The organism is Bacillus sp. FJAT-22090 (genome assembly GCF_007676755.1).
Lineage (GTDB): Bacteria > Bacillota > Bacilli > Bacillales_A > Planococcaceae > Psychrobacillus.
In genome coordinates, this window is sequence record NZ_VEBK01000002.1 from 268414 (window position 1) to 294039 (window position 25626).

The 25626-nt window shown below is 34.6% G+C and carries 32 protein-coding genes and 1 pseudogene; 14 read left to right on the top strand and 19 right to left on the bottom strand.

The window, feature by feature from the left end; translation table 11 throughout:
- The first annotated feature begins 1 nt into the window (after position 1).
- The 5 genes from FS486_RS20265 (at position 2) to FS486_RS04080 (ending at position 3346) form a co-directional block, all read left to right on the top strand.
- The gene (locus FS486_RS20265) at positions 2 to 112 is read left to right on the top strand and encodes a CD1375 family protein (protein ID WP_222122574.1); all 111 of its coding nucleotides are present in this window, start codon (positions 2 to 4) and stop codon (positions 110 to 112) included.
- Between the two features lie 55 nt (positions 113 to 167).
- Entirely contained in the window at positions 168 to 296 is a 129-nt protein-coding gene (locus tag FS486_RS20395; RefSeq protein ID WP_260858010.1) for a CD1375 family protein, read from the top strand.
- Between the two features lie 218 nt (positions 297 to 514).
- Positions 515 to 697, top strand: coding sequence for a DUF5659 domain-containing protein (locus FS486_RS04070; protein WP_144510009.1), 183 nt, complete (start codon positions 515 to 517; stop codon positions 695 to 697).
- A 31-nt stretch (positions 698 to 728) separates the two neighbouring features.
- On the top strand, positions 729 to 1916 hold the full coding sequence (locus tag FS486_RS04075; RefSeq protein WP_144510011.1) for a hypothetical protein: 1188 nt from the start codon (positions 729 to 731) through the stop codon (positions 1914 to 1916).
- A gap of 206 nt (positions 1917 to 2122) precedes the next feature.
- Complete coding sequence (locus FS486_RS04080; RefSeq protein WP_186321353.1) at positions 2123 to 3346, top strand: zinc-ribbon domain-containing protein; 1224 nt, start codon at positions 2123 to 2125, stop codon at positions 3344 to 3346.
- 65 nt (positions 3347 to 3411) lie between these two features.
- Here FS486_RS04080 and FS486_RS04085 read toward each other — a convergent pair whose 3' ends face one another.
- The 5 genes from FS486_RS04085 to FS486_RS04100 are packed head-to-tail and all read right to left on the bottom strand — an operon-like array spanning position 3412 to position 8273.
- On the bottom strand, positions 3412 to 4302 hold the full coding sequence (locus FS486_RS04085; protein ID WP_144510014.1) for a replication-relaxation family protein: 891 nt from the start codon (positions 4300 to 4302) through the stop codon (positions 3412 to 3414).
- On the bottom strand, positions 4251 to 7148 hold the full coding sequence (locus FS486_RS04090) for a type IV secretory system conjugative DNA transfer family protein (RefSeq protein WP_186321354.1): 2898 nt from the start codon (positions 7146 to 7148) through the stop codon (positions 4251 to 4253). Before FS486_RS04090 ends, FS486_RS04085 begins: the two co-directional genes overlap by 52 nt.
- A 17-nt stretch (positions 7149 to 7165) precedes the next feature.
- On the bottom strand, positions 7166 to 7318 hold the full coding sequence (locus tag FS486_RS20050) for a hypothetical protein (RefSeq protein WP_186321355.1): 153 nt from the start codon (positions 7316 to 7318) through the stop codon (positions 7166 to 7168).
- Between the two features lie 47 nt (positions 7319 to 7365).
- Positions 7366 to 7779, bottom strand: coding sequence for a hypothetical protein (locus FS486_RS04095; protein WP_144510017.1), 414 nt, complete (start codon positions 7777 to 7779; stop codon positions 7366 to 7368).
- Between the two features lie 23 nt (positions 7780 to 7802).
- Positions 7803 to 8273, bottom strand: a complete 471-nt coding sequence (locus FS486_RS04100; RefSeq protein ID WP_144510018.1) for a hypothetical protein — start codon at positions 8271 to 8273, stop codon at positions 7803 to 7805.
- Between the two features lie 447 nt (positions 8274 to 8720).
- Between FS486_RS04100 and FS486_RS04105 the strand changes: the two genes are divergently transcribed.
- From FS486_RS04105 to FS486_RS04115, 3 genes are read left to right on the top strand one after another with little or no spacing between them, the layout of a single operon-like run.
- Entirely contained in the window at positions 8721 to 9770 is a 1050-nt protein-coding gene (locus FS486_RS04105) for a ParM/StbA family protein (protein WP_144510020.1), read from the top strand.
- A complete protein-coding gene (locus tag FS486_RS04110; RefSeq protein WP_144510022.1) occupies positions 9763 to 10062 on the top strand; it encodes a hypothetical protein in 300 nt (99 codons plus the stop codon). Before FS486_RS04105 ends, FS486_RS04110 begins: the two co-directional genes overlap by 8 nt.
- 44 nt (positions 10063 to 10106) lie before the next feature.
- Positions 10107 to 10325, top strand: a complete 219-nt coding sequence (locus FS486_RS04115) for a hypothetical protein (RefSeq protein ID WP_144510023.1) — start codon at positions 10107 to 10109, stop codon at positions 10323 to 10325.
- 128 nt (positions 10326 to 10453) lie between these two features.
- On the opposite strand, the gene FS486_RS04120 is transcribed toward FS486_RS04115, so the two are convergent.
- Positions 10454 to 10681, bottom strand: coding sequence for a hypothetical protein (locus tag FS486_RS04120; RefSeq protein WP_144510025.1), 228 nt, complete (start codon positions 10679 to 10681; stop codon positions 10454 to 10456).
- A gap of 161 nt (positions 10682 to 10842) precedes the next feature.
- Positions 10843 to 12378: a recombinase family protein gene (locus FS486_RS04125; RefSeq protein WP_260858011.1), complete on the bottom strand. Its 1536-nt coding sequence runs from the start codon at positions 12376 to 12378 to the stop codon at positions 10843 to 10845.
- Between the two features lie 74 nt (positions 12379 to 12452).
- Here FS486_RS04125 and FS486_RS04130 point away from each other — a divergent pair.
- The 3 genes and pseudogenes from FS486_RS04130 to FS486_RS04140 form a co-directional block, all read left to right on the top strand.
- Positions 12453 to 12911 (top strand): annotated as a pseudogene (locus tag FS486_RS04130) (radical SAM/CxCxxxxC motif protein YfkAB); the annotation flags it as partial.
- Positions 12912 to 13292: 381 nt separating this feature from the next.
- Positions 13293 to 13562 (top strand): hypothetical protein, encoded by a 270-nt coding sequence (locus tag FS486_RS04135; RefSeq protein ID WP_144510028.1) that lies wholly within the window; start codon positions 13293 to 13295, stop codon positions 13560 to 13562.
- Between the two features lie 93 nt (positions 13563 to 13655).
- Positions 13656 to 13904, top strand: coding sequence for a GlsB/YeaQ/YmgE family stress response membrane protein (locus FS486_RS04140; RefSeq protein ID WP_144510030.1), 249 nt, complete (start codon positions 13656 to 13658; stop codon positions 13902 to 13904).
- A gap of 28 nt (positions 13905 to 13932) precedes the next feature.
- Here the strand turns inward: FS486_RS04140 and FS486_RS04145 are convergent, their stop codons facing one another.
- Positions 13933 to 14631 (bottom strand): lytic transglycosylase domain-containing protein, encoded by a 699-nt coding sequence (locus tag FS486_RS04145; protein ID WP_144510031.1) that lies wholly within the window; start codon positions 14629 to 14631, stop codon positions 13933 to 13935.
- Positions 14632 to 14828: 197 nt separating this feature from the next.
- On the opposite strand from FS486_RS04145, the gene mscL reads away from it, so the two are divergent.
- On the top strand, positions 14829 to 15206 hold the full coding sequence (mscL, locus tag FS486_RS04150) for a large conductance mechanosensitive channel protein MscL (protein WP_144510033.1): 378 nt from the start codon (positions 14829 to 14831) through the stop codon (positions 15204 to 15206).
- Between the two features lie 163 nt (positions 15207 to 15369).
- On the opposite strand, the gene FS486_RS04155 is transcribed toward mscL, so the two are convergent.
- The 4 genes from FS486_RS04155 to FS486_RS04170 form a co-directional block, all read right to left on the bottom strand.
- Entirely contained in the window at positions 15370 to 15960 is a 591-nt protein-coding gene (locus FS486_RS04155) for an SCO family protein (RefSeq protein WP_144510034.1), read from the bottom strand.
- Positions 15961 to 16064: 104 nt separating this feature from the next.
- Complete coding sequence (locus FS486_RS04160; RefSeq protein ID WP_144510036.1) at positions 16065 to 16187, bottom strand: YvrJ family protein; 123 nt, start codon at positions 16185 to 16187, stop codon at positions 16065 to 16067.
- A 56-nt stretch (positions 16188 to 16243) separates the two neighbouring features.
- Positions 16244 to 16456: a DUF2922 domain-containing protein gene (locus FS486_RS04165; protein ID WP_144510037.1), complete on the bottom strand. Its 213-nt coding sequence runs from the start codon at positions 16454 to 16456 to the stop codon at positions 16244 to 16246.
- Positions 16457 to 16474: 18 nt separating this feature from the next.
- The gene (locus FS486_RS04170) at positions 16475 to 16690 is read right to left on the bottom strand and encodes a DUF1659 domain-containing protein (protein WP_144510039.1); all 216 of its coding nucleotides are present in this window, start codon (positions 16688 to 16690) and stop codon (positions 16475 to 16477) included.
- 116 nt (positions 16691 to 16806) lie between these two features.
- Between FS486_RS04170 and FS486_RS04175 the strand changes: the two genes are divergently transcribed.
- The gene (locus FS486_RS04175) at positions 16807 to 17262 is read left to right on the top strand and encodes a DUF2621 domain-containing protein (RefSeq protein WP_144510216.1); all 456 of its coding nucleotides are present in this window, start codon (positions 16807 to 16809) and stop codon (positions 17260 to 17262) included.
- A 55-nt stretch (positions 17263 to 17317) separates the two neighbouring features.
- On the opposite strand, the gene FS486_RS04180 is transcribed toward FS486_RS04175, so the two are convergent.
- From FS486_RS04180 to FS486_RS04210, 7 genes are all read right to left on the bottom strand, one after another.
- Positions 17318 to 17800: a CcdC family protein gene (locus FS486_RS04180; RefSeq protein ID WP_144510040.1), complete on the bottom strand. Its 483-nt coding sequence runs from the start codon at positions 17798 to 17800 to the stop codon at positions 17318 to 17320.
- 36 nt (positions 17801 to 17836) lie between these two features.
- A complete protein-coding gene (locus FS486_RS04185; protein ID WP_144510042.1) occupies positions 17837 to 18202 on the bottom strand; it encodes a response regulator in 366 nt (121 codons plus the stop codon).
- 18 nt (positions 18203 to 18220) lie between these two features.
- A complete protein-coding gene (locus tag FS486_RS04190; RefSeq protein ID WP_144510044.1) occupies positions 18221 to 18931 on the bottom strand; it encodes a cytochrome c biogenesis CcdA family protein in 711 nt (236 codons plus the stop codon).
- Positions 18932 to 19021: 90 nt separating this feature from the next.
- Positions 19022 to 20806: an ABC transporter ATP-binding protein gene (locus tag FS486_RS04195; protein ID WP_144510045.1), complete on the bottom strand. Its 1785-nt coding sequence runs from the start codon at positions 20804 to 20806 to the stop codon at positions 19022 to 19024.
- On the bottom strand, positions 20806 to 22560 hold the full coding sequence (locus FS486_RS04200; RefSeq protein WP_144510047.1) for an ABC transporter transmembrane domain-containing protein: 1755 nt from the start codon (positions 22558 to 22560) through the stop codon (positions 20806 to 20808). Before FS486_RS04200 ends, FS486_RS04195 begins: the two co-directional genes overlap by 1 nt.
- A gap of 289 nt (positions 22561 to 22849) precedes the next feature.
- Positions 22850 to 23389, bottom strand: coding sequence for a histidine phosphatase family protein (locus FS486_RS04205; RefSeq protein WP_144510049.1), 540 nt, complete (start codon positions 23387 to 23389; stop codon positions 22850 to 22852).
- Between the two features lie 152 nt (positions 23390 to 23541).
- Positions 23542 to 24624, bottom strand: coding sequence for a citrate/2-methylcitrate synthase (locus FS486_RS04210; RefSeq protein ID WP_144510050.1), 1083 nt, complete (start codon positions 24622 to 24624; stop codon positions 23542 to 23544).
- A 104-nt stretch (positions 24625 to 24728) separates the two neighbouring features.
- Here FS486_RS04210 and FS486_RS04215 point away from each other — a divergent pair, with 104 nt between their 5' ends.
- Positions 24729 to 25610 (top strand): LysR family transcriptional regulator, encoded by an 882-nt coding sequence (locus tag FS486_RS04215; RefSeq protein ID WP_144510052.1) that lies wholly within the window; start codon positions 24729 to 24731, stop codon positions 25608 to 25610.
- Positions 25611 to 25626 lie beyond the last annotated feature (16 nt).

Consider the following 25626-nt stretch of genomic DNA (forward strand, 5'->3'; position numbering starts at 1 on the left):
TATGGCAAGGATTTACGCTACATTGATTCAAAAAGGACTCAAAACTATAGAGGAAGTTCCAACAGTAATCAGAAGTGAAGTTCAGGCGATTTTAGATGAAAAATCTAATTAATCGACTAAACTTCACTTTTTTAGTTATTAGATTAATTTTTAGGGAGGTGGAACAAATGGCAGTAGTATATGCAACATTAATTGTTAAAGGATATAAAACCTTTGCACAAGTACCAAATGTTATCAAGCCTCAAGTAGCTGAAGTTTTAAGAGAGCTTGAAGCTGAAGAGTTAATTACTGAATAAAAGATGGTTTTTATTCGATTATTTTGTTAAGTATTTGATATTATTCAGATGATTTAGTATGGAAATATCAAATATGTGTTATGAAATTTAATAAGATGAGAGCATATTTAGAGAGCTACGATTTTGTGGCTCTCTTTTTATACATATGAGAAGAGACTTCACATTTATTTGTGAGGTCTTTTTGTTTTGCAAAAATATCTAATGAAGGAGAAAACGAGATGAAAAAAGACTATATTGTATTTTCACAAACACTTGCAGGCTATTTGATGATGAGGAAATTTGTCCTCAAGCGATTAGATAAATCAAACAAACCTAACTCAATTAAGAATATTTTTATATTCAATGAGTCAGATGAGCTACTAGCTGCAATCGAAGAATTCAAAAAACAATATCATAAGTAAACTATTAAAATATCAAATGGAGGAATTCGTAATGAACATCGAAAATATTAAAGTTGGAGACATTTATAAAAATTATAAGGCGTTATGCGAAGCTTTAGAGATAAAAGCAAAAACAAGTGGGGACTCAAAAGTTTCCCAACTAAAAGAGATTGAGCGATTTGTAGAGTATTCAAAGAAGGGACATTCATTTGTAATTGAAAAATTGCACATTAACCCTATCAAAGAATCTGTAAAAGTTGGAGGATCAAGAGACCATCTTCCATTCTCAAATGAACTAGAAATGCTATTGATTGACCTACTCCTTAGTAATGGAAATAAAATGATTAAGTCTAACAGTAGTCTTCTACGTGATTTGTGTATGATTAATAGCAACTATTATGAATATTTTTCTAATAAAGAACTGCTCTCTAGCTTGTTAGAAATGGATTTGAGTCATATTGCTGACTGGTATGATGCGACAAATGCTTCATTTAAAGGACATCTTCAAACTTTACTAAGAAAATTAGAGAATAAGAAAATGATAACACATGAGATTGTGGTAATGGTTGTCTTTGTGGAAACCAATATTCAAACTACCCCTACTGGATTTGCAAAAGCATCAGATTTAATGGAGTATGATGCTGAAAGAGACATCTTTATTGAGAGAAGTGTCAAACCAACTACAACAGTAAGAGAGGCTTCGGATAAAGAAGTAAAGCTAATACTTGAAATTGAAGGCGAAATCCTTGATGAGTACGAGTGTAAATCTGTCCAAGAAGTGTATCTCAAAGGCTTAATTAAAAAATATTATAAAGAGCTATCTAAAAGGTTATTCAGCGAATTAAACATTAAACGTTCATATAAAGCACACAAGATACACATTAACCATAATAGACTATTAAAGGAACAGGAATCTTCACTAGAAGAATTTAAATTAACCTCAACTAAAAGAATTGTAAATAACGGAGTGCAAGATAGAGTATTAGACAACGCAAAGAATAGACAGCAAAAATCTTTACTTCTAAATCCTTTTATAAGAAATCCTAAACAAATATCAAGAGCGAGCGAGTCATATTTAAGCAATATCGGGACATTAAACCACAACTTGATTGATATCCATAACGTTGAAAACCTAAAAGTTTTAAAAGAGGCTGCTAAAGATAAGCCAGTTAAGCAAATTGAACAAGAGGAATTCGAATCCTATATATTAGACCAATTACCTTTCTCGGAGATCAACTAATATTTCTGCCTATTTGAATACTCCTTATAGTGTAAGTAAATAGGATGTTCAAATAGGCAGATTTCTAATATTAGAAAATCCAGTGACAACTTTCACATCAAAAATAAACTTATAAAATAACGAATTAAATATAAAAACATTCAGGCTACGCAACTATGCGTGGTCTTTTTTGTGTTCTACAAAAACATCTAACGGAGGAATTGTATATGTGTAATGTTAATGGAAATGGTAGAGTACTCGATGAAAGTAAAGTATTAAAAGATAATGCTATGCTAAAAGTGAGACCTGAACTATTTTGGGAATGGGATTTTGAGAAGAATAGTGAAATTGGGTATGACGTTTATGAGATGACTAAGGGTATGACAAGAGAAGTGTACTGGATTTGTTCTAAATGTGAGAGTCATAGATGGAAAGTGAGCATAAATAGTAGAAGCAGTGGTTCAGGTTGTCCATATTGTAATGGAAAAAAGATTCTTATAGGTTACAATGATATGTGGACTACTAATCCTCAATTAGCTTCATTGCTAGCCAATCCACAAGATGGCTATAAATATACTCAAATGAGCAATGAAAAGGTAGATTGGAAATGCCTTGAATGCAATACTATTATAATAAATAAATCTCCTAACTCGGTGAGCAATGGATTAAGATGCCAGTCTTGTTCAGATGGGATGTCATTTCCTGAAAAAGTTATTTACAACACACTGAAAACTTTAAAAATTTCATTCAAAAAAGAAATGAGTTTTAAATGGTCTGAAGGGAAGAGATACGATTTTTACCTGTTTGATTATGATACAATAATCGAAACTCATGGAGAACAACACAAAGAAGGCGGGTTTGAAAGTATGGGCGGCAGAACCCTAGAAGAAGAGCAAGAAAATGACAAATATAAAAGAGAGATAGCAATCAACAACAACATCTCAAATTATATAGAAATTGATGCTAGTGATACATCTCTAGAGGTGTACACTACTAGAATATTGCAAAGTGGCTTAAATAAAATTATAGATATTTCAAATATTTGCTGGGAAGAGGTCTTTCTAAAGTCATCTAAGTCACTTCTTGTGGAAGTATGTAACTATTGGAACACACAAGAGAAAAGCACATTAAAAATTTCTGAACACTTTGGTATAAGTAGAAATGCTATAACGAATTATTTAAAGAGAGGGGCTGAGATGAATATTTGTGGCTATAATGTTGAGATAGCAAAAGCAAACAGTTCTCTCATCCCAAAAAGAAGTGTGGTTCAATTGACAACATCCAATGAGTTTGTTGCTGTATGGGATTCCACATGTGAAGCAGGAAGAGGTAATAGTATAAGTTCAAAACATATATCAACTTGCTGCAAAGGAAAAAGAAAAACATCATATGGGTTCAAATGGATGTATAAAGAAGATTATGAAGAACAATTTGGCGAAATAGTTAGCTAATAATAAATGAAAAAATCCCCTATTCATTTGGAGCAATCCATTTGTCTAGGGGATTTTTCTTGTTTTCATCTACCTACAACCTCGACTAATTTGCTCAACACATCAACATATTTGTCTATATACATAGCAACACTTTTAACTCCCAGTTCCTTACTCGTTTTGTTCCAATACTCTACTCTTTTGTAATCAGATGTAACAAATAATAGCAAAGGGAACACCTTAGCCTCAAAATGTTTCTGCCATTCTTCATTTTCCCATAAATTTGATGACCGATAGCGTTTATACTTAATCAACTTTTCCTTAACAATTTTAGGTTTCTTTTCTCTCAGCCCCTCTGATCCTGTATCATATTCAATGAATACTGCCAATCGTTTCCCCTTGATATCCAAAATCATTAACACATCAGGTATCAATATAATCTTCTCATCATTGTAATTAAACACTCTTGATTGTTCCAATTGCCACTCTAGTATTTCATATTCATTTTCCTCACAGAATATTATAGTTTCTACCTCAATTTGATTTACTCCATTTATATGCTGAACATTGGAGGGAAGATATCTAGAAATGTACTCCTTTCCCTTATGTTTAGATGCTTTGTGAATGATTCTCCTTTTATGTGTCACTCCTAACATCAAACTACCTGCTCTATCAATTGCAACAATGCATGGATTATTTCCTTTTCCTATATCCTGTTTCTCATGGGCTTTATCCAACACCATATTTTTGTACAGTTTTTTAATCGCTCTATTCAATAACCTTGTTTTACTTACTCCTAATTTGCGATAAGAGGGACTGATGGTTTCTAAATGATCACGTCTAACTAATTTCCTATCATACACCAATTGTAATAATTCTTGTTCTCGTTCAGTAAGTTTACAATTTAATTTAACCCAATCAGCAGTTATTTTTTTGACCTCGGTTCTTTCATACCAATGTTCTCGATTTCGCTCCAAGTGTCATCACCAACTTTGCCTTGCTCAAATCCACTCATAATGCTTTGCTCAATCATCTTGTAGCTTCTATTCAAATTATCATCTCTCACTTCTTCTCTATTCAACCCGTAAGGAGAGCAGTATTCTGTAAGAAAATCTGAGTCAACATTGCGGTATCTAGTGAAATCTGAATCCTTATTGTCTACACTTGTAAGCATTCGTGCCTGGAGCACATGATTTTTATTCTTCCATCGGATTGCAAATATTCCACAATAGTCCATGTTCATTAAATTATCAAAGTCCTCTGGAGTCATAGGATACAAGAAGCTATTCAGCGATTTAAAAGCGTCAGCCCCTCCACGAAGAAATATTAAATTTGCCCCGTTATCAAGAATAGACTGTTTTATGTCTCCTTCTAATCCTCGCCCAGCTTTAGCAAGGGAAGACCATCCGTGCAAACTCATGAAAAATTTACCTGAATACTTCCTATTTTCTTTAAATATATCAATAAATAACTTACCAATAATAGGAATATCAATTATTTGATGCACTTCATCTACAATAATTAATGTCTCAGGACGATATTCACGCCCACCAAATCCTACTTCTCTTGACAACAAAACATTCCATACTTTAGTGAAATAATGAGCGAATATAAACTTCCTGTACATTTGCGAAACACCTGATTTTGGTATATAAATCAGTATCATATAAGCTCCGTCTTCGTCTCCATCCATCATCTGACGGAAGTTTAATTTAACTTTTCCATCTTCATTCCTGATAGGTTTTTGAGCAATACAATCCCATAATTTTTGATCTCTTTCCAATTGACTAAAACGATTTTGTATTGTTTCAATTATTGATTTAGCTGAGCCATTCATAGCAAGTTGGTTGTAACTTTTTAATTCAAGTTGAAGCCGTTTATTCGTAAGATGGGGTAGAACCTCCTCCTGTCGAAAATCGTCATCGGTTAACACTCTCATAGCTTCTATATATCCCCAATCTTTATTGACAGCCTTCACAGCTTGAAGAGAAGAGGTGAACCAGCGATCCATCGAAATAGTCTTATCACTTCCCAAAATCTCTAACACCAACTTGGATTCCATTTCAGCTAATGTGTAAGAATAGTCATCATCTTGCATTACTTCAGTATTGAATTCAGCTAAATCGGCATTGTTAACAGCAATCGGATTCTTAAAATTACTATGGTTTAACACGATTACTCTATCCTTTTGCCAATCTGGAACATGATTATATATATTTTTAATCATTGCTCCATCTGCAACATCGAAAACTACCACAGATTTAGACTCACGCTTCCATTGTTCTTTATCTGTAAGATGAGCACCAAATGTATATAATGCTTGGTTCTCACTCAAGCTAGTTTTCCCCGATCCCATTCCTCCAAAGCACAACACAGAAGTAGATTTATCATCTAATGCTTGTTTGTCCTTTACATATCGTCCTTTTTCAGACCAATCTCCACGTTTGTATCCTCCCATGAATAGCTTCTTAGGCTCTTTATCTAGTGTATAGCCAAATGGAATAGCACCATCTTCATCTCTGAAAAAGTCATCATCAATTTCTGTTCGTGTGAAACTGTCCTGTATAATCACCTTATTGTATTCTTTTAATGTCTCTTTTGATGGCAACTTAATAATATTTTTTAGTTCCTTCTCAAAATAAACATCAGTGGTCTTACCTAAAAGCGGTTCATTCTTCTCAACAGCGTTAATTAACTTCTCGATTCTTTTCTTTGATTTAACATTTGTAACAGTATATTTGTTATCTCCATCAAGCAGACCATAAGAAGTTTCTAGGTTTCTAAAAGCATGTTTAACTTTTTTCTCATCTTCTGATTGACCAATAACACGAATTTGAACTTTATATCCTTTAGAGTTAGCATGTAATTTTTCATCGCTATATCTTAAATCGAATAGTTGCTCCTCTTTTTTAGCTTTTCCTTTCTCCTTTTCTGCACCCATAATTTCCTCAATAGCTAAAACAAATTCATCTAATATTACATTAAACATATCAAATACTTTTCCAAGTACTCCACCTAGCGTAAAAGTATCGTCTCTACTAGCTACTTTTCCACTCTTAAATAATCTCATTTTATTATTAGCTTTGTTCTTCCAACTATCATTTGTAGGCTCAATGTTGTAATCAATTAACAACTTATCTCCTTTACTCATAGTAGAAGCCAGTGAGGAGATAGAAGAGAGGAAGGAGTCATTTTGAAACTTGTCATGTTTTAATGATAAAGCGTAATGATGTCGTAGATGTACTTCCATTGCTTGTGCTTTAGTTCTATCAAAGTCTACAACTCTATTATCTACTTCAGTGATATCGACTTGACCCCAATCCTGACGAATTGCTGAAATGAAATTCTTTGACCACTTCTTAGGGACTGTTAAATAGAACTTCATAACTCCATCTTCTATGCCGACTTTAAAAGACACGACATCATTCATTTTTATTCTAAGTTCATCCTTATCGAATCTAATGCGTTCTGGTGGATAAAAATTTTGAAATAAGCCATGAATTGTATTAAGTATTAAATCAGTTTCATTTCTGTTATTTTTACCATTATTACTCATGTGTTCATTAAATCCATTACGAGAACGATTAGGATATCCACTATCATATCTGACTTCGGGTGAGTTGTTTGGCGTGATACAGAAGGTAGTAACAGGTTCTCTTACAGCTTCAATTCGATAGTACTCATCTTTCTTAGGAAAACTAGGAAACTTCCATGTGATAGTCTTTTTATTATCTTGTGCATCATCAATTGGAGTTTCAATTATAGCTGGATATTGATATTCAATTTCTTTAGTTGGTTGGTTAGTGTTAGGAAAGCTCCACACGATAGGAGAGGAAGTCATTATCTCGCTCCTTTTTCATTAGCTATAGCATTTTTATAGTCGCCAACATATTTAATTCCTATTCTAACAATGTAACTTCCAGCAAAAGCGTATCCGCCTTTAACTATTAGACTAATAGCAAATCCAACCTTAGCTAATAATTCATATTCCATATTACTCTCTCCTTTTAAATGTCTTTTGTTTACCTTATGCTTTTCAACTACAACAACATTCTAAAAAACACCCTAGATAAAAAATACGTAAACCACAAGGGAATTATAAATTTTGTAAATTTATTCCTTCCTATTATAAATGTTCCTAGCATTGCAGCCAAAGCTGGCATCAAGAAAAACAAGTCTCCATTACCTAAAATGAATATTCCTAGCGCACGAGCAATTTCTGTAAAAGTATCTGCTAATACTTGTGAAAATGGTTTGTCGTATAGAGCATAGGATAATCCTCTTGCTTTAATGTCATATATAAAAGTCATAAAGTTTTGTGTGCTTTCTATAAATCCCACATCCTGAGACTTCTCAATTTGCTTACTTATTTCTTCTAATTCTTCTCTAGTGTTGTAGTTCTTATTGATAGGATTAGCAAATAGTAGCGGCGACCATGTGATTACATTTGTCATTTATTACACTCCTTTTTGTATTCTTATCCTAAATCTTTAACCATTTTCAATCCTAATTGATCAATGAATTTGACAAAGAATGGAATTAAGTGGAATAGCAATAACCATTTCCCATGAGTCACTACCGCATTTATAGAAGTCCCTTTATCACTGCCACCTCTATTTTCTTGATAGAACGCTTGTGCGATACGCAAAATACAGTAACAGTTTGCGATATCAATCATCCACGGGAATAGATAAATCATAAAAGTTTCCCAAAAGATTCCGTTTTGAGGATTAATAGCAGCTATTGAAAAACTTCCTAATCCAGCCACCAAAGAACTTTTAGCATAGAAACCTTTGCTGATTGGTTTATTCAAAGTAGCAAATGGAATGTTTTTCATCTTTCTTTTACTTTGAACTGTAGGCTCAGTAGGAAAAGTCCAAGTTGGAATCTCGACTTTAACTTTCTCATCTACTTGAACCATTTTTCCATCAATTAATTTAAACCTCATTATACGTTCACTCCTTTTATAAATATAAAATCGGCAAATTGGAATTTCTGTAGGTTATTGATGTGGTTGGCTTTGTCATGTTTTAAGTGTCCTAACTATTATTTAGACACCCATTTGGACACTTAATAGGAATAGCAAAGACTGATATTTCGCATATTGGTGATTCATCTCACTTTCGGATTGTCACTGCATTATTTAAAAATACTTCTTAATACTTTTGAATACTTCTTAACTTTTTACTTGTATAACGCATCATATGTGGGTTATATTAAGGATATTCCAAAACGATTCAAAACATTTAAGATTAATTCAAAATAAAAAAGAATATTAGGTTGCTATTCAATAGTAGAAGCCATTCATCCCATTTGTTAGCTGTAATTTAATTTGTTTTGGAGCATATTATGAATTATTCAAAAGAAATCTTAAAAATTAAAAGGAGATGAAGTGATGAGTGTAGAATTACTAAGAAACCAAACATCAGAAGGATGTAAGGAGACAATTTCTGCAATTGATTTAGGTTTTCTTTATACAAAGGCTATTATTAATGGAAAACGTATAATAATGAAGTCTGTAGTTGGCAATGCAAAAAAGCAAAGGTTCGCTGACCTGGACATGGGATTTAAGAAAGAGAATACAGACCGTCTTCAGTCTAGAGTTGGGATGCAAGAATACTTCGTATCAGATTTAGCAATTGACCAATCTGACATCGTTATACATTCTTTAGAGGATAATAGGTTTAGTAGTGAAGCTACAGAGGTACTTGTTAAAACAGCGTTTGCATTAGGCTTAGGTCAAGACTTCGTAGATACTAAAGTGGTATCAGGATTACCTGTAAGTCATTACGATGTATACAAAGATAACATTAGCAGTCTCTTTCTAGGTAAAACTCACAATTATGAGGTTCATAACAATGGAATATTAATCAAAGGAGGCGTTAGAATCAATGAGGGTACTTTCTTACCTCAGCCATTCGGAGCATTACTGGATCGAGTATTAGCCAATGATGGCTCTATACAAGATAAAACACTTGCAGGTAAGACTGTGGCTGTCATAGATCCAGGATTCGGAACTACAGATGTATATGTTGCTAGTTCATTGTCTCCAGTAGAAAAGTTAACATTTTCTACTAAAACAGCTATGAATCATTCATATAATCTTATTTCCAATGTAATAGAGGAGCGCTATGGAATACTACTACCTCTTCACTCTATTGAGCATATTGTACAGACTAAATATTTTAGAAATAAAGGCAAAGTTTACCCTATGCAGCAAACAATTGATTGGGCTTATAAAAATACTGCTACACAATTTCTAGCTGAGTTGACAAACAAATGGAAGGCTATTCATGAGATTGACCATATCCTCTTAGCTGGCGGTGGAGGGATAGCTCTAGCTCCGTATATTCTGCCACAATTCCCAAACATCGAACTTTTAGATGATGCTCAATGGGCAGTAGTTAATGGGTATCATAAATGGGGAGTGCGTAAATTTGGCTAAACAATATACTTTTCGTACTACTAGAGAAACTAAATGGCTCGATGATATACTGATGGAAGTGCCAACTAAAGATAGAGCGAGATTTATACGCAAGCTAATAATAAGCGGTCTATGGGCAACTTCAAATGAATTACAATTAGAAGACAAACCGAAGTCAAATGAATTACTAACTGAAGTCAAACCAAAGTCAAATATTGCGCCATTGGATATATCCCCACCTCCACCAACGGAAGAAGGAATAGAGGATACCGAGATAGACTTGGATAGTAAATTAAATAGCCTAGATTTCTAATATAGATTAATTTAGAATGGACTAAAGGGGTGAGATATTATTTAATGTACATTCGATCAGAAGAAGAAGTAGATGCTTTAATAGAAGAAATGATGAAAAAAGGTAAAGGAAAGTATATCACTCAAAGCGTCACTTTTAGGCGAGACAGCGAACGTCAAATGTTATTATTAAAGAAAGTCTTAATGTCATCAGAGTCATTTAGTGGTTTTACGAGAGAACTATTAGCAGAAAAGTTTAATAAGATTGATGTCAACAATGATTGAAAGAACACAAAAAGGGTGATTTTCTGTCACCCTTTCTTTTTATGCGTATTCAACTATAATGTATACTCAACCTCCCTCCTATTCAAATTGAATTTCCCAACATTTCTATAATGTCACCCTAAAATGAATTAGTATCTAATTCCATTCCGAGAGAATAAAATAGACTCTTGATCTTTGATAAGTATTTCAAATAAATGAGCATCTTCAATTTTAATCAATTCTATATGTTCCTCTATTGCCTGCCTGTCCACTTTTACATTTAATCTATTCTCAATTAATTCCACTAAATATTCTTCTTCAATTGGAATGCGAACGCACTTGCCAAAATTATCGTAGTTACTGCAAATGTACTTCACCTTACCTCTCTCTAGCTTTTTCTTGTAAAATTTTAAGCAGTGTACACATTGTATCTTCCTATTGAATAATGATTTATTTCTTATTGTCATTTCTTACTTCATCCAATCTTTCTTTCTGGCGTCTACAAACGTTGCCCTCATATTTGTTAGCTCCTTTTATATTATTTGAAGATAATACTGCATTTAAAATCGGGATAATAATTGATGGCGGATAAATCTGACTCTTCTTTGTAGTAGTATATCTGCTCGATAACTTCTCTAAGAGTGCTGTTCGTTTTCTCTGCGTCTAATGTATCTTCTGATAATAAGCCAAGAATTTTTTCCTTCATCTCATTTTTTCTATTTATCTCGACTGATGTATCTATTTTTTCGATCTCTTTTATTTTGGTTTCCACTAATAATTGCTGATTTTTTATCTCATCTATTTTTTCTTTTGCTTCGTCTGCGTCGAATATTCCAATAGACCAACCCTCTTGAACTTTTTTCTTTTCTTCGCTTAGCTTGGAAAGCCTAGTGTTATATGCTTGAATTTTATCATTGATTCCGTTGAAAAAATCGTCTCCATCTTCTAGAAGAATAGCTATTTCGTTGTCTAATACTGAGAGTTGTTTTTCTAGAGCCTTAAAAACCACTTCTTCTATTCGAGAGGCTTTTATTCCAGTGCATTTACATCTATTTTCTTTCTTTAGCTGTTGTTTTTTTACTGAAGAAAGCGAAGAATAGCAATTCAAAAAATATAACTGTCTCTTACTTTTGTCTAAGTTACGTGCTGACTCTTTGGTTGTGTAGTGATAACAAAAAGATAGTGTCGTTAGACATTCCGAACATTTTACAAGCTTTGAAAGCATATATTTCCCTCTTTTAATATTCTGAGGAACTACTCTTCTTTCCAATCTCATTGCTTGTGCTGCATTAAATAAATCTTTTGTGATAATAGCTGGGTGTGCATCATATACTTCTATTAATTCTTGATTTTTTAATTGGTATTCCAATTTACCAGTATATACTATATTACTTATGATATAATAAACTGAGCGATTAGTGAATTCTTTGTTCTCTCTTGTTTTCATTCCCATCAGATTTAGTGTCTCTGATATTTCAACAGCATTCTTACCTTTATTTACTAACATATCGAATATGGTTTGGACTACTTTGGACTCTACTGGATTAGGAACTAGTTTTTTATCCTTATCTTTATCATATCCATAAGGAGCTACACCAAAATAAATTCCTTTTCCTAATGCTTGTACTCTGCCACGCATTAGTTTTCTTTTCGTTACTCGCATAAATTGGTTGTCTATTTCAGCTTGAATTCCTGTAATGAAATCGTCATCATCATTCATGAAATTGTACACTTTGTTTAAAGTATAAAGATATAGACCCACTTCTCTACAGAGTCGTTTAAACAATCCAAAATCAACTGAATCACGAGCGATTCTATCCTGATCGGTCACTAGAACGCCATCATATAAATTAGTTCTCAACAGACTCAACATCCGTTGAAGTTCTTTCCTTCCTTCCCAATCCTCTGAGCTTCCTTCTTCTGATATAATTATATATTCTAAATCGTTAGCATTAGCGTATTTAGTGCAAAGTTCTATTTGGCGTTCTATCTCCATTGCGTCATCATTTTTTATTCTAGACTTACGAGCGTAGATGATAACAAGCTTCTTTTGTTTTTGCGTCGATTTGCTCACAATTTAACCTCCCCTAATTAATCAAATCCTATGATACCACAAGGTTTATCCACTTACAAGATTTATACCTTCGGATGTATCCGTCCGATTTTGCTAGTGCGCTTACTACGCTTACGTTAGATGAAACACATGATGCGATTGAGAAAATATTAAATTTTCGGGATGAAGACACGTGGATGCTATTTGGTACATTGCCATTTTATCCTTGTAGTCAAAATGAAAGAAGTCTACAGCTTTTAAACAAATTAAAAAATAGCAAAAATGTATCCGTCCGCAACGATCCAGACGGAAGATCTAGATTAAACGTGAACATTTTTTCAGGTGAAGTGATTGTAACAGATTTTGGGGACGCACCACGCCTCGGAAATATTCAAACGGATACACTTCCTTTAATATTTGATAAATGGTTAGCTTCTCCACTTTCAAAATCACTCAACTGCCATTGTCCAGCTGTCAAATGCTTAGGCCCTAATATTTTAGTGAAAAATATGTATTATGCAGAAGATAATTTTGAAAGTGGAACAGTCAAATAGAAGAAAACAACCAGCCTGAATATATAATTAAGGCTGGTTGTTTTTATGGTGGATTATAGACAAATAAAGAAAAAAAGAGCGGCTATATGCCGCTCATGATTTGTTTGCTTCTTTTCTAGTGAATAGAAAAAATATCTGCTGCTAGATTTAAGATGAATATAGTATGGAGAATCGCGAACCATACCCCTTGCTTATTTAGCTTTTTTGTCATTTTAATGTCCATATTCTCCACTCCTTTTTTTTTATTATATTCCTCTTTTTTCTCAAATGCAAAATATTTCGAGCTTTAATTTCTGAATTTTTAGTAGATTTTCATTCTCATTTATTCATATGAGAAGAAAGAATACAGTAGATGTTACATAATCAAAAAGGCTTAACTTGTTGGCGATTATACAGTCAATATTTGTTTTAAATGAACTAACACTTACCTCTGGCAAGCCAGAAGAATTAATCGAACAAGCGATTGTATCACTCACTAATCTACATTTGTCTAGAAATGATTTGATCTTTTTCCAGATATTTTTGCATGAAAAACAAAATTATTTTCTACTCATAGTATTCGGTATATTCCAAGTCGTGCATTATAGGCCGAATATGGATGAAGCCCATAAGTGGTTTTTAGGAAATTCGCTAACACAATGGGTGCTTTAGTAATAAAAAATAATTGATGAATGTTTAGCTTTTCTCCTTGATGGTTATATAAAGAGTAGAGTTATAAAACAATTTTAAGGAGATGAATTAAAAATGGGATTCATTTTATATTTAATAATCGGTGGTATTATTGGATGGTTGGCAGGATTAATTTTAGGTAAAGATATTCCAGGCGGGATAATCGGTAATATTATAGCGGGTATTATTGGTGCTTGGATTGGTGGATTAATCTTCCCAGACTTTGGCCCAGTTGTTTGGGATATGGCAATTATCCCAGCTCTAATCGGTGCCATTATTTTAGTATTTATTTTAAGCCTAATATTAAAATCCATGCGTAAATAATAGGAATACAAAAGGAAGGACATCTGTATTAGAGTCCTTCCTTTTTTTTCGTTTCTAAAGCCGCTGCAGCCTGGATTTCTTGTAACTGGCTTTCATATAAATGGTAAAAGTGTAACACGTCTTTTACATATTTATCACTATGATTGTAATTAAAAATAGCCTTTTCTAATTCTCCGTCTGCAGCTCCACTCGCAGCTAAATAATTAGCTGCACTGAAAATAGCATCTTCCAAGTCATATGGGTCAGCGATTCCGTCCTCATTTGCATCTACTCCATACCCTCCATACTTTGCAATCACTTCTGGATTCACTTTGTCTTCCTTAGAAATTTCTCCTTTTCCTAGTCCACCACAACTAGGATGCGACCAACCCACGAAAGTACAAGGCATAAATTGCATATGTCCTTCTGCTCCTACTGGAGAAAGGAGGGGATCCATTGTCGAAAATTTTGTTTCGATTCGATGATGTGCCGCAAGCAATGTCCAAGGCACCCCATATGTCTCTTCCGCTTTTTTATAAATAGCAATATATTCATCAGGAATATCTAATTTATTATTAAGGGAATAAGCTCCTTGTTGAATAGCTACAGTCCATTCTTTAACCGCGGGTATTTTTTGAAGTTCATGCCACCCAATAATCGCTAATACATAAACTGTGATGGTAAATGGAAGCAATAATAGTATTATCCAAACTTTTGTTTTAGAGGACATGCTCTTTTTCTGTTTCATCTTGTAGTATTCCCCTATTCCACTCGATACTTTTTGCTAATGGATTTGTAACGGTTGCCATATTCTATGTATTTTTGATAAAGCTACCTATAGGAACACCATAGCATATTTTCATTTGAAACAGTAGACTTAAATGTAAATAGGCACTATACAATGCAATCGTATTTTTGTAGTATGGTCTATGGAGGTGACAATATATGTGGAAAGACTTCAAAGAATTTGCTTTTAAAGGAAATGTACTCGATTTGGCAGTAGCAGTTGTGATTGGAGCCGCATTCAGTAAGATTGTTTCCTCACTCGTCGAAAATATCATTATGCCAATAATAGGCTTGCTATTAAACGATGTTGACTTTACATCATTAGCTTACAAAGACATTTTATACGGAAATTTCATCCAATCCGTATTCGACTTTCTAGTTATTGCTTTTTCTATCTTTATGTTTATACGTCTGTTATCCAAATTTAAACATAAAAAAGATGTTGTGGAGGCAACCAAAGAGGCCCCTCCTGTTGATTCTAAGGAGGTTCTACTTGAAGAAATTAGAGATTTATTGAAGAAGCAGAACAATATATAAAAAATATAATGCTCAATGTTCATGTATTTCTGCTTCATCGTGCTTGGGCCAGCGTGTCTGTCCTGTAATTCTTGTTTCTTTCGTTCTGAACTTTTAATCTTTCTAAAAAAGACTATCAAATCCAATACGGATTGATAGTCTTTTTAATATTCGTATTTAAATTTTATTTTCCATCTTCGATTAAAGCTTCCACATCCATAACGATTTCTTCTTTTGGAACATCTTCTTTACCATTATAATTTTTAACTACTTTTCCTTCTTGATTTACTAAAAAGAAAGAAACCCCATGCATTACTTCATTTGTATTAGGATCTTTTATAGCTGCTGTTTTGAAAGAATCTGCTGCAAATTTCTTGATTTCTTCTTGTTTATAACCTGTTAGCAGCTCCCATTTACTCTCATCTGGTACCTCATAGTTTGCTAAATATTCTTTGAGGACATCAGGCGTATCAGTATCTGGATCTATAGAAAATGAAATAATTTTATAATCTTCTATCCCTTTTTCTTTAAGCGCCTTTTGGACATCGCTCATATTAAACGTCATTAAAGGACACTCTGTAGTACAATTCGTATAAATAAAGTCTGCTAGCCAAACAGTTCCCTTTAAGTCTTCTAAAGAAACAGCTTCTCCACGTTGGTTTTCATAGGTGAAGTCATCTACATCCCAGTTGGTCTGGGCTTCGAATTTCCCACTACTTCCACATCCCGCAAGAACGAGCAATGATATGGAGAGAATAGCAAATAATTTTTTCATTTATGAGACCTCTCTTTTCTATTGATAGCTTAATCTTAACGAAACAACTAGCTTCGTTCAACTACATTGTCTCTTTTTAATCCAACAGTTTTGTGAAAAGAGAGTTATTTTAAGGATAACAGTGCATTTTTAATTTCTTCTAGTTTGCTTTCCACACGGTGCATCAAATAAAATGATACGAATATCGGAAAGCCCACATCCTGAATAATAGTAAGCCACTGTTCCATCTAAATCATCTCCTTTTAAAAAAAGACCCTCCACTATACGGAGAGTCTTTAAAGTGTTAAATAATTGTTGTTACATTGCGTTCCATTACTTTTGCGCTTTTTACAACAGTGAGTGGAATTGCGTCTACATGGAAGACATTACTATTAATAATGGCTTGCATGCCTGTTTCCACTTCTTGCGGAGTTAACGATTCCTTCGGGTCATCAACTGTAAGCATGAAGTTCTTTCCATTTGCTGCTTCAAATTGCAACTGCAATACTTTTGACATAACTTTTCCTCCTTCTCATTAGTTTAGGCTCATTGTTTCAATTTTTTCTGCACCGATAAAAGGACTGTTAGAAAAAATAGATAATGCAGATGCCACTGTTTCAAGCTGATCTGCGGTTGCTGCAGCACGGATATTACGATAGGATTTTGATTTTAACTTTATCTTTCCGTCCTCTGTCAATCCTGCTTCATAAATCAATTTTAGTACCGCTTGTTTATGGTCTAGAGTTGCCATGTGTATCACCACCTTTCAACTAGTAGATAGAATTTTTTTAATAGAAAGGATACATTCCTAGTGAAATATTTTTCGGAACATCTTATACTAGGAATAAGAAGATTGAGGTGAATAGATTGTTAAGTGGTTGGTTTCTATGGTTTATCCTATTTTGGGTAGTGGTATTGGTAACATTAATGGGAATTGGCGGATTTTTTATGTTCCGAAAGTTTCTAAAAGCATTACCAAAAGATGATGGGAAGTCTGTGTTAGATTGGGAAGAATATTATGTCAACAATACGATACATTTATGGAACGACGACCAAAAAGGTCTTTTAAATGAATTAGTCAGTCCGGTACCTGAGCTGTTTCGTCCAGTTGCAAAACAAAAAATTGCTGGCAAGATTGGTCAATTGGCTTTAGAAGAAAAAGCGACAGCTATAACACGGGAGCTATTAATTCGAGGTTATATCATTGCTACACCAAAGCGAGACCATAAGTTTTTGCGAAAAAAACTAGCGGAGCTAAACATTGATGTTTCTCCCTATGAACAGTTTTTCGAGCTTTCCGCAGACATCCCCAAGACAAAATGAAAAAGCGAGTATCCTAATTAAAAGGATGCTCGCTTTTTCATTTTGTCTATTACTATTATGCTTCTTTTTGTATTTTCTTAAATTGTAAATACATTGCAATTCTCCAAGGAACAATCATTCCAAATGCCAAAATCCAAAACATTCCACTAAGTGCCCCAACATCAACGGTTGAGCTAAGTACTAGCTTGCCAATGATACGGACGATTAATAATCCAAACAAAATAAAAATGAACGCTTTCGATTGTTTCAGATAAATGTCCCCATCTCTTCGTTCAAATTTGGATGTCCAAATAAGTACGGTCGAGAACAAAATACCAACAACTAAAGCTTCTAAAATTTCCATCCCAGTTACTCGGAAAAACGGAAATACGAACATTAAAGCCCCAGTAGACATAAATAACGGAGGTAATAATATTTTTTTTACATTAGCTGGACGTTTGGCTGATTTGGCACGAATGGTCGTTACTAAAATCCCCATTCCAATTGCAAATACTGTAGAAACAATGATCATCACATTGGGTGAAATTTTTTCAAACATTGTATACACCATATCCTTCACTTCATATACATCTTATTACGATTCGGCCGTCACATTATGCAATACTTGTACAATTTGATCGGGGTTAAATGGCTTTGTAATAAAGTCTTTCGCCCCGGATTCCAGTGCGTCTACTATTAGCTTTTGTTGGCCGAGGGCAGTAACCATGACTATTTTTGCATGAGGATATTCAGCCATGATTGCTTTTACAGCATCAATACCTGTCATGCCAGGCATTGTAATATCCATAGTCACTACATCCGGTAATAATTTTTTATACATATCAATTGCCTCTAGACCATTAGATGCTTCACCAATTACTTCAAATTGATGTTCTTCCAGCATTCGCTTTATCGTCGTTCGCATGAAGATTGCATCATCCACTACTAATACTGTTGCCATTCTCATGCCTCCCTCACATTAAAATCCAAGAAAATCTCCAAAAAGTGGACTAAAAATACGAATAATATAAGTTAAACCATCAAAAAATAATAATAATCCTAATGCAATCATTATATATCCGCCAATTTTCATGATCAATTGACTATTTGATCGGATCCAATTAAGTCTTGTAACAAAGAAAGATAATACGAAAAATGGAATAGCAAATCCAAATACGTACGCTAACATGTATAATACCCCTGAACCTGGGTTCGATCCAGCCATGATAAATACTGCAGCAAGTATAGGACCCGTGCAAGGCTGCCACCCAGCCGCAAAAGCTAATCCTATTAACATTGTCCCTAAATAACCCGATGGACGATTTTTAAATTGTAATCTTTTTTCTTTCATTAAAAACTCTGGCTTGAAAATTCCTACAACTATCAAACCAAAAACGATAATAAATATTGCACCAATTTGGCGTATTAGTTGATCATATTGAACGAAGAATGTTCCGATGAATGTTGATGTAAAGCCTAATGCAACAAATATGATGGAAAATCCTAATAAGAAGAATAAGGTGTGTAGCATCCCTCTTCTTTGCATCAATTTTTTATCTGTTTTGATTTCTTCTAGTGACATTCCAGTAATATAAGATAAAAATGCAGGATATAAAGGCAATGTACAAGGCGAAATAAAGCTTAAAAAGCCTGCTCCAAATGCTAATAATAGATTAAGATCGGTACCCACGGCTGTCTTCCTTTCCGAATTACTGTCCCTATCGTACCAAATTTATCGCACTTTGACTCTACAATTGCTTGTGACAGCTTTTTGACTATTTTAAGCGATATCCCCTACGACACCATTCTGAAGTAAATACATTTTATGGTATAGACCTTTTTCATTTAATAGCTGTTGATGAGTTCCACGTTCTACTATTTCTCCATGATGCAATACGAGTATTAGTTCTGCATCTTGAATAGTACTCAAACGATGAGCTATTGCGATAGTTGTACGACCTGCCCTCATTTTTTCTAAACTACTCTGAATCGCTACCTCTGTCTCTGTATCGATATTAGCAGTTGCTTCATCTAATACCAACACTTTTGGATTTGTTGCAATGGTCCTTGCAAATGCAACAAGCTGTCTTTGTCCACTCGAGAATGTAGAACCTCTTTCTGTTACTTTTTGGTTGTATCCGTTCGGCAATTTTTCGATGAAGTTATTCGCTTGAACAAATTCCGCTGCTGCTCTTACTTCCTCATCACTCATCTCTTTGGCGTGTAAACGGATGTTATTTTCGATATCTCCGTAGAATAAGAAGGGATCCTGTAGGACAAGACCAACTTTTTCCCGAATTTCTTCTACTTTGAAATCTTTTACCGAATAGCCATCGATTTTAATATCACCTTGTTCAAACTCATAAAAACGCATGAGTAGGTTTATTATAGAACTTTTTCCGCTTCCCGTATGTCCTACTAAAGCAACCGTTTGACCAGGCTCGGCAGTAAAAGATATGTTTTTTAATACGTCTTTTTTACCATCATAAGAAAATGTGACGTTTTGAAATTCTATTTTTCCTTGTTCAATTTTAGCATTTTCTACATTCTTTTGGGAAGGTGCCAAGTCTCTTTCATCCAATAATTTAAACACCCTTGAGGCTGCCACAATCGCTTGCTGGAAGATCGATAAGCGTTGCATTACTTGATTGATCGGTTCAAAAAATCGATCAATATAAGTGACAAATGCATAAATAACGCCGACTTCTGCAATATTGTCCATAGAGGTGATCCCGAAATAACTCAGTACAATAATAATTGCCAAAGCGTACACTAAGTCGATTGCTGGGCGAAGCAGTAAACTGTCCAGCTTTATATTACGCTTCCCTGCATTCCAATGCTTATCGTTTATTTCATTAAACTCATCTTGTAATCTATCTTCCTGACGGAATGCTTGAATCATTGTCATACCTTGCAATGATTCCGCAAGTTTGGCATTTAGCTGACTAAGTCTCTCACGCAAATCTTGGTACACAACTGAACTATGTTTCCTGTATGTTGTAATGATTAAAAATAGAATTGGTAACAATAAAATGGTTATAAGCGCCAATTTTACATTCATAATAAACATAGCAATATATACACCGATTACTAAAAATCCACTTTGTACAAATCCTACTAATACACTTACGAACATATCTTTTATAGCTTCTGTGTCATTTGTTACACGCGAGACGATGCTTCCTGCAGGTACTTTGTCAAAATATCGCATGCCAAGCTTATGCACTTTTGTAAAAACATCAATACGCATTTGTTGAATAATTTTTAACGCGAGTTCTTGGAACTTCATCAATTGAAAATAACTAACTATAATATTTCCTATTTGGATAATGATATAGCCTACTGCAAGACCTACAATCGGACCTGTCGGAAAACTTCTTGGGGTTAAATAATCATCCATAAATGTTTTGATCAAATAAGGTCCAAGTATATCTCCTAATACCGTCAAAATGAGTAAAAATAATGCAAGGGCGATTACTTTCGTATGTGGTTTTAGATACGTAAGTAATCGTTTAAAAACCTGCCATTGGTCTTTCCCAGTTAACTGAGGTTGTTTGTCATCCATTATAACTCACCTCCTAGTTCCACTAATGTTTCTAGTTGCTGTAATTGATACATTTCAAAGTATATCCCTTTTAATTCCATCAATTGTTCATGGGATCCTTTTTCAACTATTGTCCCTTCACTCATAACTATTATTTGATGGGCATGTTGTATGGCGCTTAAACGATGGGAAGTGATAATCGTCGTTTCGTCCGTGCGATTTGCTTTTAATGCTTCTAAAATGGCTTCTTCTGTACGCGCGTCTACTGCGGACAATGAATCATCTAAGATAAGTAGTTCTGGTTCCATCATTAGCGCTCGTGCGATAGAAATACGCTGTTTCTGTCCACCTGACAACGACACGCCTCGTTCTCCGACTACTGTGTTATAACCATCTGTGAATTGTAAAATATCTTCATGAATATACGCCAGTTTCGCAGCTTCATGTACTTGTTCTAGGGATGCCCCAGCATTTGCAAATGCAATATTCCCAGCGACCGTTGTGGAAAATAAGAAATGGTCTTGTGGTACATATCCAATCGCTGCTCGCAAGCTCCGCTTTTTGTATTCGTCAATCGAATGATCTCCATATACAATATGTCCCTCATATCCTTCAAACTCTCTCATAAGGAGTTTTAGTATAGCAGTTTTCCCAGCTCCGGTTTTACCGACAATTCCTAATGTTTCACCTCGTTTTAGTGTGAAATGAACATCACGTAGTGCAGCCCGATCATCCCCTGGAAATTTAAATTCATCTATATGAAATTGAATATCCCCTTCCGGCGTTTCTTCTAGGGCTCCTAATTTATCGTCAATCTCAATCTCTTCATCTAATAAATTCGTAATCCGATCATAGGAAGCGCTACCCCGCTCTACAATATTAAATAACCAACCAAATGCTAACATTGGCCAAACAAGTAGCCCTAAATAGGATGTAAAGGCAAATAAATCTCCAATGGACATTTCTCCCGCTAAAATAAAACGAGTTCCAAAAACAATAGACAAGAAGAAACACATTCCTACTATTAGTGAGATAGTTGGATCAAACAACGAATCTACTTTAGCGACTCGTATATTTTTGTCTACAACTTCCTGTGATAATTGCACGAAGTCTTCTGTATCTTCTTTTTCCTGCCCGAACGTTTTAATCACTTTAACCCCAGAAATACTTTCTTGTGCTTTGTCATTTAAATTCGAAAATGCTTCCTGTGCGTATCGAAAACGTTGGTGGAGTAATTTACCATAGTAACTTGTTGAGATGGCCATAAGTGGAAGTGGGATGAGCGCGATTAATGTCAGCTTCCAGTTGATCGTAATGGCCATTGCTGCTATCACAAATCCACCTGTTGTCACAGAGTCTACAAGTGTGAGCACTCCAGAACCCGCCGTTTGCTGAACGGCGGATAAGTCGTTTGTTGCATGCGCCATTAAATCTCCAACCCGCTTTTTCTGATAAAAAGACGGAGCCATCTTCGTAAAATGGCGAAACAATCTTTCTCTTAGTTGCCTTGCTAAAAAAATAGACGAACCAAATATCATTATCCGCCAATAATAGCGTAAAATGTACATACCAATTGCTGATCCTGCTAAAATTACAAGCCATTTTGTTAAGAATCCACCAGTTAACGTACCGTAACTAATTTCATCAACCACATACCCGATAATTTTAGGTGGAATCAGCTGTAAAAAAGCTACAAACATGAGCATCAGAATACCCAATAAGTATTGCTTTTTCCTTTCTTTAAAGAACCAACCTAAATCTAAAAATATTCTCACTGTTTAATCCCCCATGTTACATATTAAGACTTAACTATTTTAGCAAATGTTCGAACATTTCGGAAGATGGAACAGCGAAAATATTTCGAGAAGTGAAATTTATTTATTTACGAAGAGGCGTTTCATTCTTTAGAATTGATCGCTTTTAGATCCACAAACACAAAAGTGATGTTAGAATCGTTGTAGAATTAGGATGTATTAAAAAGAACGTCTGGTGAGAGAACACCAAACGTTCATGTAATAAAACAGTATCGGTTCAAAGGCGATCAGCAGACATGTTGACAGAAAATTAATGAAGTAAACGTTTAAATTTTAAAGCTTCCTCATGTATGTCAGCCATGTAAATGTCGGGATTCGACAGACTCGCCCACTGTTCAAATCCAAACCTTTCATCAAAACTGTTTAACAATAAGGACATAATAGCACCATGAGTGACGAGAATGATATTTTCGTCAGGAGAAGTTAAAACTTCTTCTAAAACATTTTTTATTCTAATGAGTGCCTCATTACTAGATTCTCCTCCGACGAATGTTAAATCTTTATCTTGAAAAGTCATTTTAAGTTTATCGAGCCAATCCGGGTAATCTTCGCTGCTCAATATTCTCTCTGAAAGTCTAGAATCTTTTAAAATGGGGATTTTTTTGAACTCACTTAATGGCTTAATTGTTTGAACAGCCCTTTCAAAATGACTGCTTATTATTTTATCGATTGTTATATTTTCAAAGTAATCTCTTAGTTTGAGTGCCTGTTCATAGCCTTCGACAGTTAAATTGGCGCTTTTTTCCTGCCCTTCTGCTTTACAATGTCTGATAATATATATTTTTTTCATTTTCCAAACACCTCATTCGATTTTTCATCGTCTTTTTTCTGTACTCTACACCTAGTATACTTAACAGTTCGACAAATTAAATAGATTCCATAGGGTTTAATGTCCATGGAAAAACACACGAAAAAAAAGGTGTTTTTCTTCGTGCGTTTTATTTAGATACGTGATTTATCTTTAATTTCACCAACATATATAGATTGCGGACGGAAGATGGTATTATCTTCAAGCTGCTCAATCGAGTGTGCAGTCCAACCGACCATTCTTGCTACGCTAAATGTCGGGGTGAATAATTCTGCTGGCATATTGATGGAACGCATGATGGCAGCAGCATAGTATTCAACATTCGTATACAGCTTACGACCTGGTTTGTGTTCGGCAAGTAGATTGATAATTTCTTTTTCAGCAATTGTTGCTAAGTCTAACCAACTGTCTTTACCTTGAAGGCTCAAACATTTTTCACGCAACAAAACTGACCGAGGATCTTCGGTTTTATATACACGATGTCCAAACCCCATTATTCTATCGCCATTGGTGATTTTTTTCTCAACAACACTTCGAATAGTGGAAGGATCTTTAAATTCATTGAGTAAATCAATGACTCCTGATGGTGCACCGCCGTGTAGTGGTCCTTTCATCGTACCGAGTGCAGAAGTAACCGCTGCTGTTAAATCAGATTCAGTAGATATTGTTACTCTTGCAGCAAATGTAGAAGCATTTAATCCATGCTCCATTGTCAGCTTTAAATATGTTTCTAACGCTTCCACTTGCGCATCACTTGGTACTTCCCCATTTAGCATCCATAAATAGTTGGCAGTGTGAGATAGATATGGATCCGCCTCAATAATAGGAAGATTATGTTGATTTCTATAATGTCTAGCAATAATGATTGGTAAAGCTGTTGTTAGAATCACAGCTTGTTCTTCTATTTGTTTCTCTTTAAAATCTTTATGAGCATAGGAGGAAATTGCGGTTCGCATAGCATCCATTAACGCTATTTCTTTTGGTAGCGAGTCAATAACGGATTTTATATAATCTGGTAGTTCTCTGCTTTCATTTAGTGAATTATAGCTGTTTATCTGGTTTCCGGTCCATAGAAAGTTTGCCAGTTCTTCAAATGATAAGTTAGGTACTAATTTATCTACTTTCACTCCACGATATCTTAGTTCCCCAATGTCTCCTTCAACCGATGCGATACTCGTATGAACTGCGACAATATCTTTTAACCCTCTTTGATACATACATTACCATCTCCTTTTTCTTAGTATAGCGAGAGTACTTGATAATGAAAATTAAATATATATAATTAAGTTAATTAAAAATTTTAATTGATAAGGAGCAGATAATGGAATACCAATGGGTTAAAACATTTTGCATTGCTGCCGAAACGCTTAACTTTAGGAAAGCCGCCGAAAAACTATTGATGTCTCAGCCGAGCGTTACAGTTCATATTCGTTTGTTAGAAGAACATTTAGGGACCGCCCTTTTTGAAAGACAGAACAATCGAGTGACTTTATCTGATGTTGGGAAGTTCTTTTTGCCGGAAGCACAACAAATAGTTAACAACTTTGAAAGCAGTGTGAGCAAAGTACATGCATTTGCGCAAGGGTATCGACGAAACTGGAACATAGCGATTTCCCCTCTTATGGCAGAGACAATTTTGCCAAATGTGTTGCGGTCTTTTATGAAACTTCATCCGGATATTGAAATAAGCATTCGTGTGGAGGAATCTCATATAATAGAAGAACTTGTCGAAAAAGGGGAAGTAAATATCGGAGTCTCTGCACTAGAAGCACAACGAAAATATATACAATCCATACCTATTTATGAGGATCCTATTTTATTCGTTATGCCCTTCGATGAATACGATCAAGAAAGTGGTCCACCAATTGATGTGCAAGAGGTTCTGCAAAAAAGTTATTTATTGACCCATCACCATCCAGTCTTTTGGGACCATCTCTTAGTCAAATTGAATAAGCATGTGATGGGTCTTCGGACGATGAAAGTAACGCAAGCATATATAGCAAAACGATTTATCCAAGATGGTCTTGGCGTTTCCTTTCTTCCACATTCTATCGTGAGACGTGAGCTAATCGAAGGTAAGATCATGCAACCACATTTTGACTTGTTTGAATTACCTTCCGTTTCCACTTACATCCTTGTAAAAAATACGGGTGATTTAGAAACAGAATTTATCGACCGAATGTCGAGATATTATTTTGGTTGATGAACGTAAAGGTGGG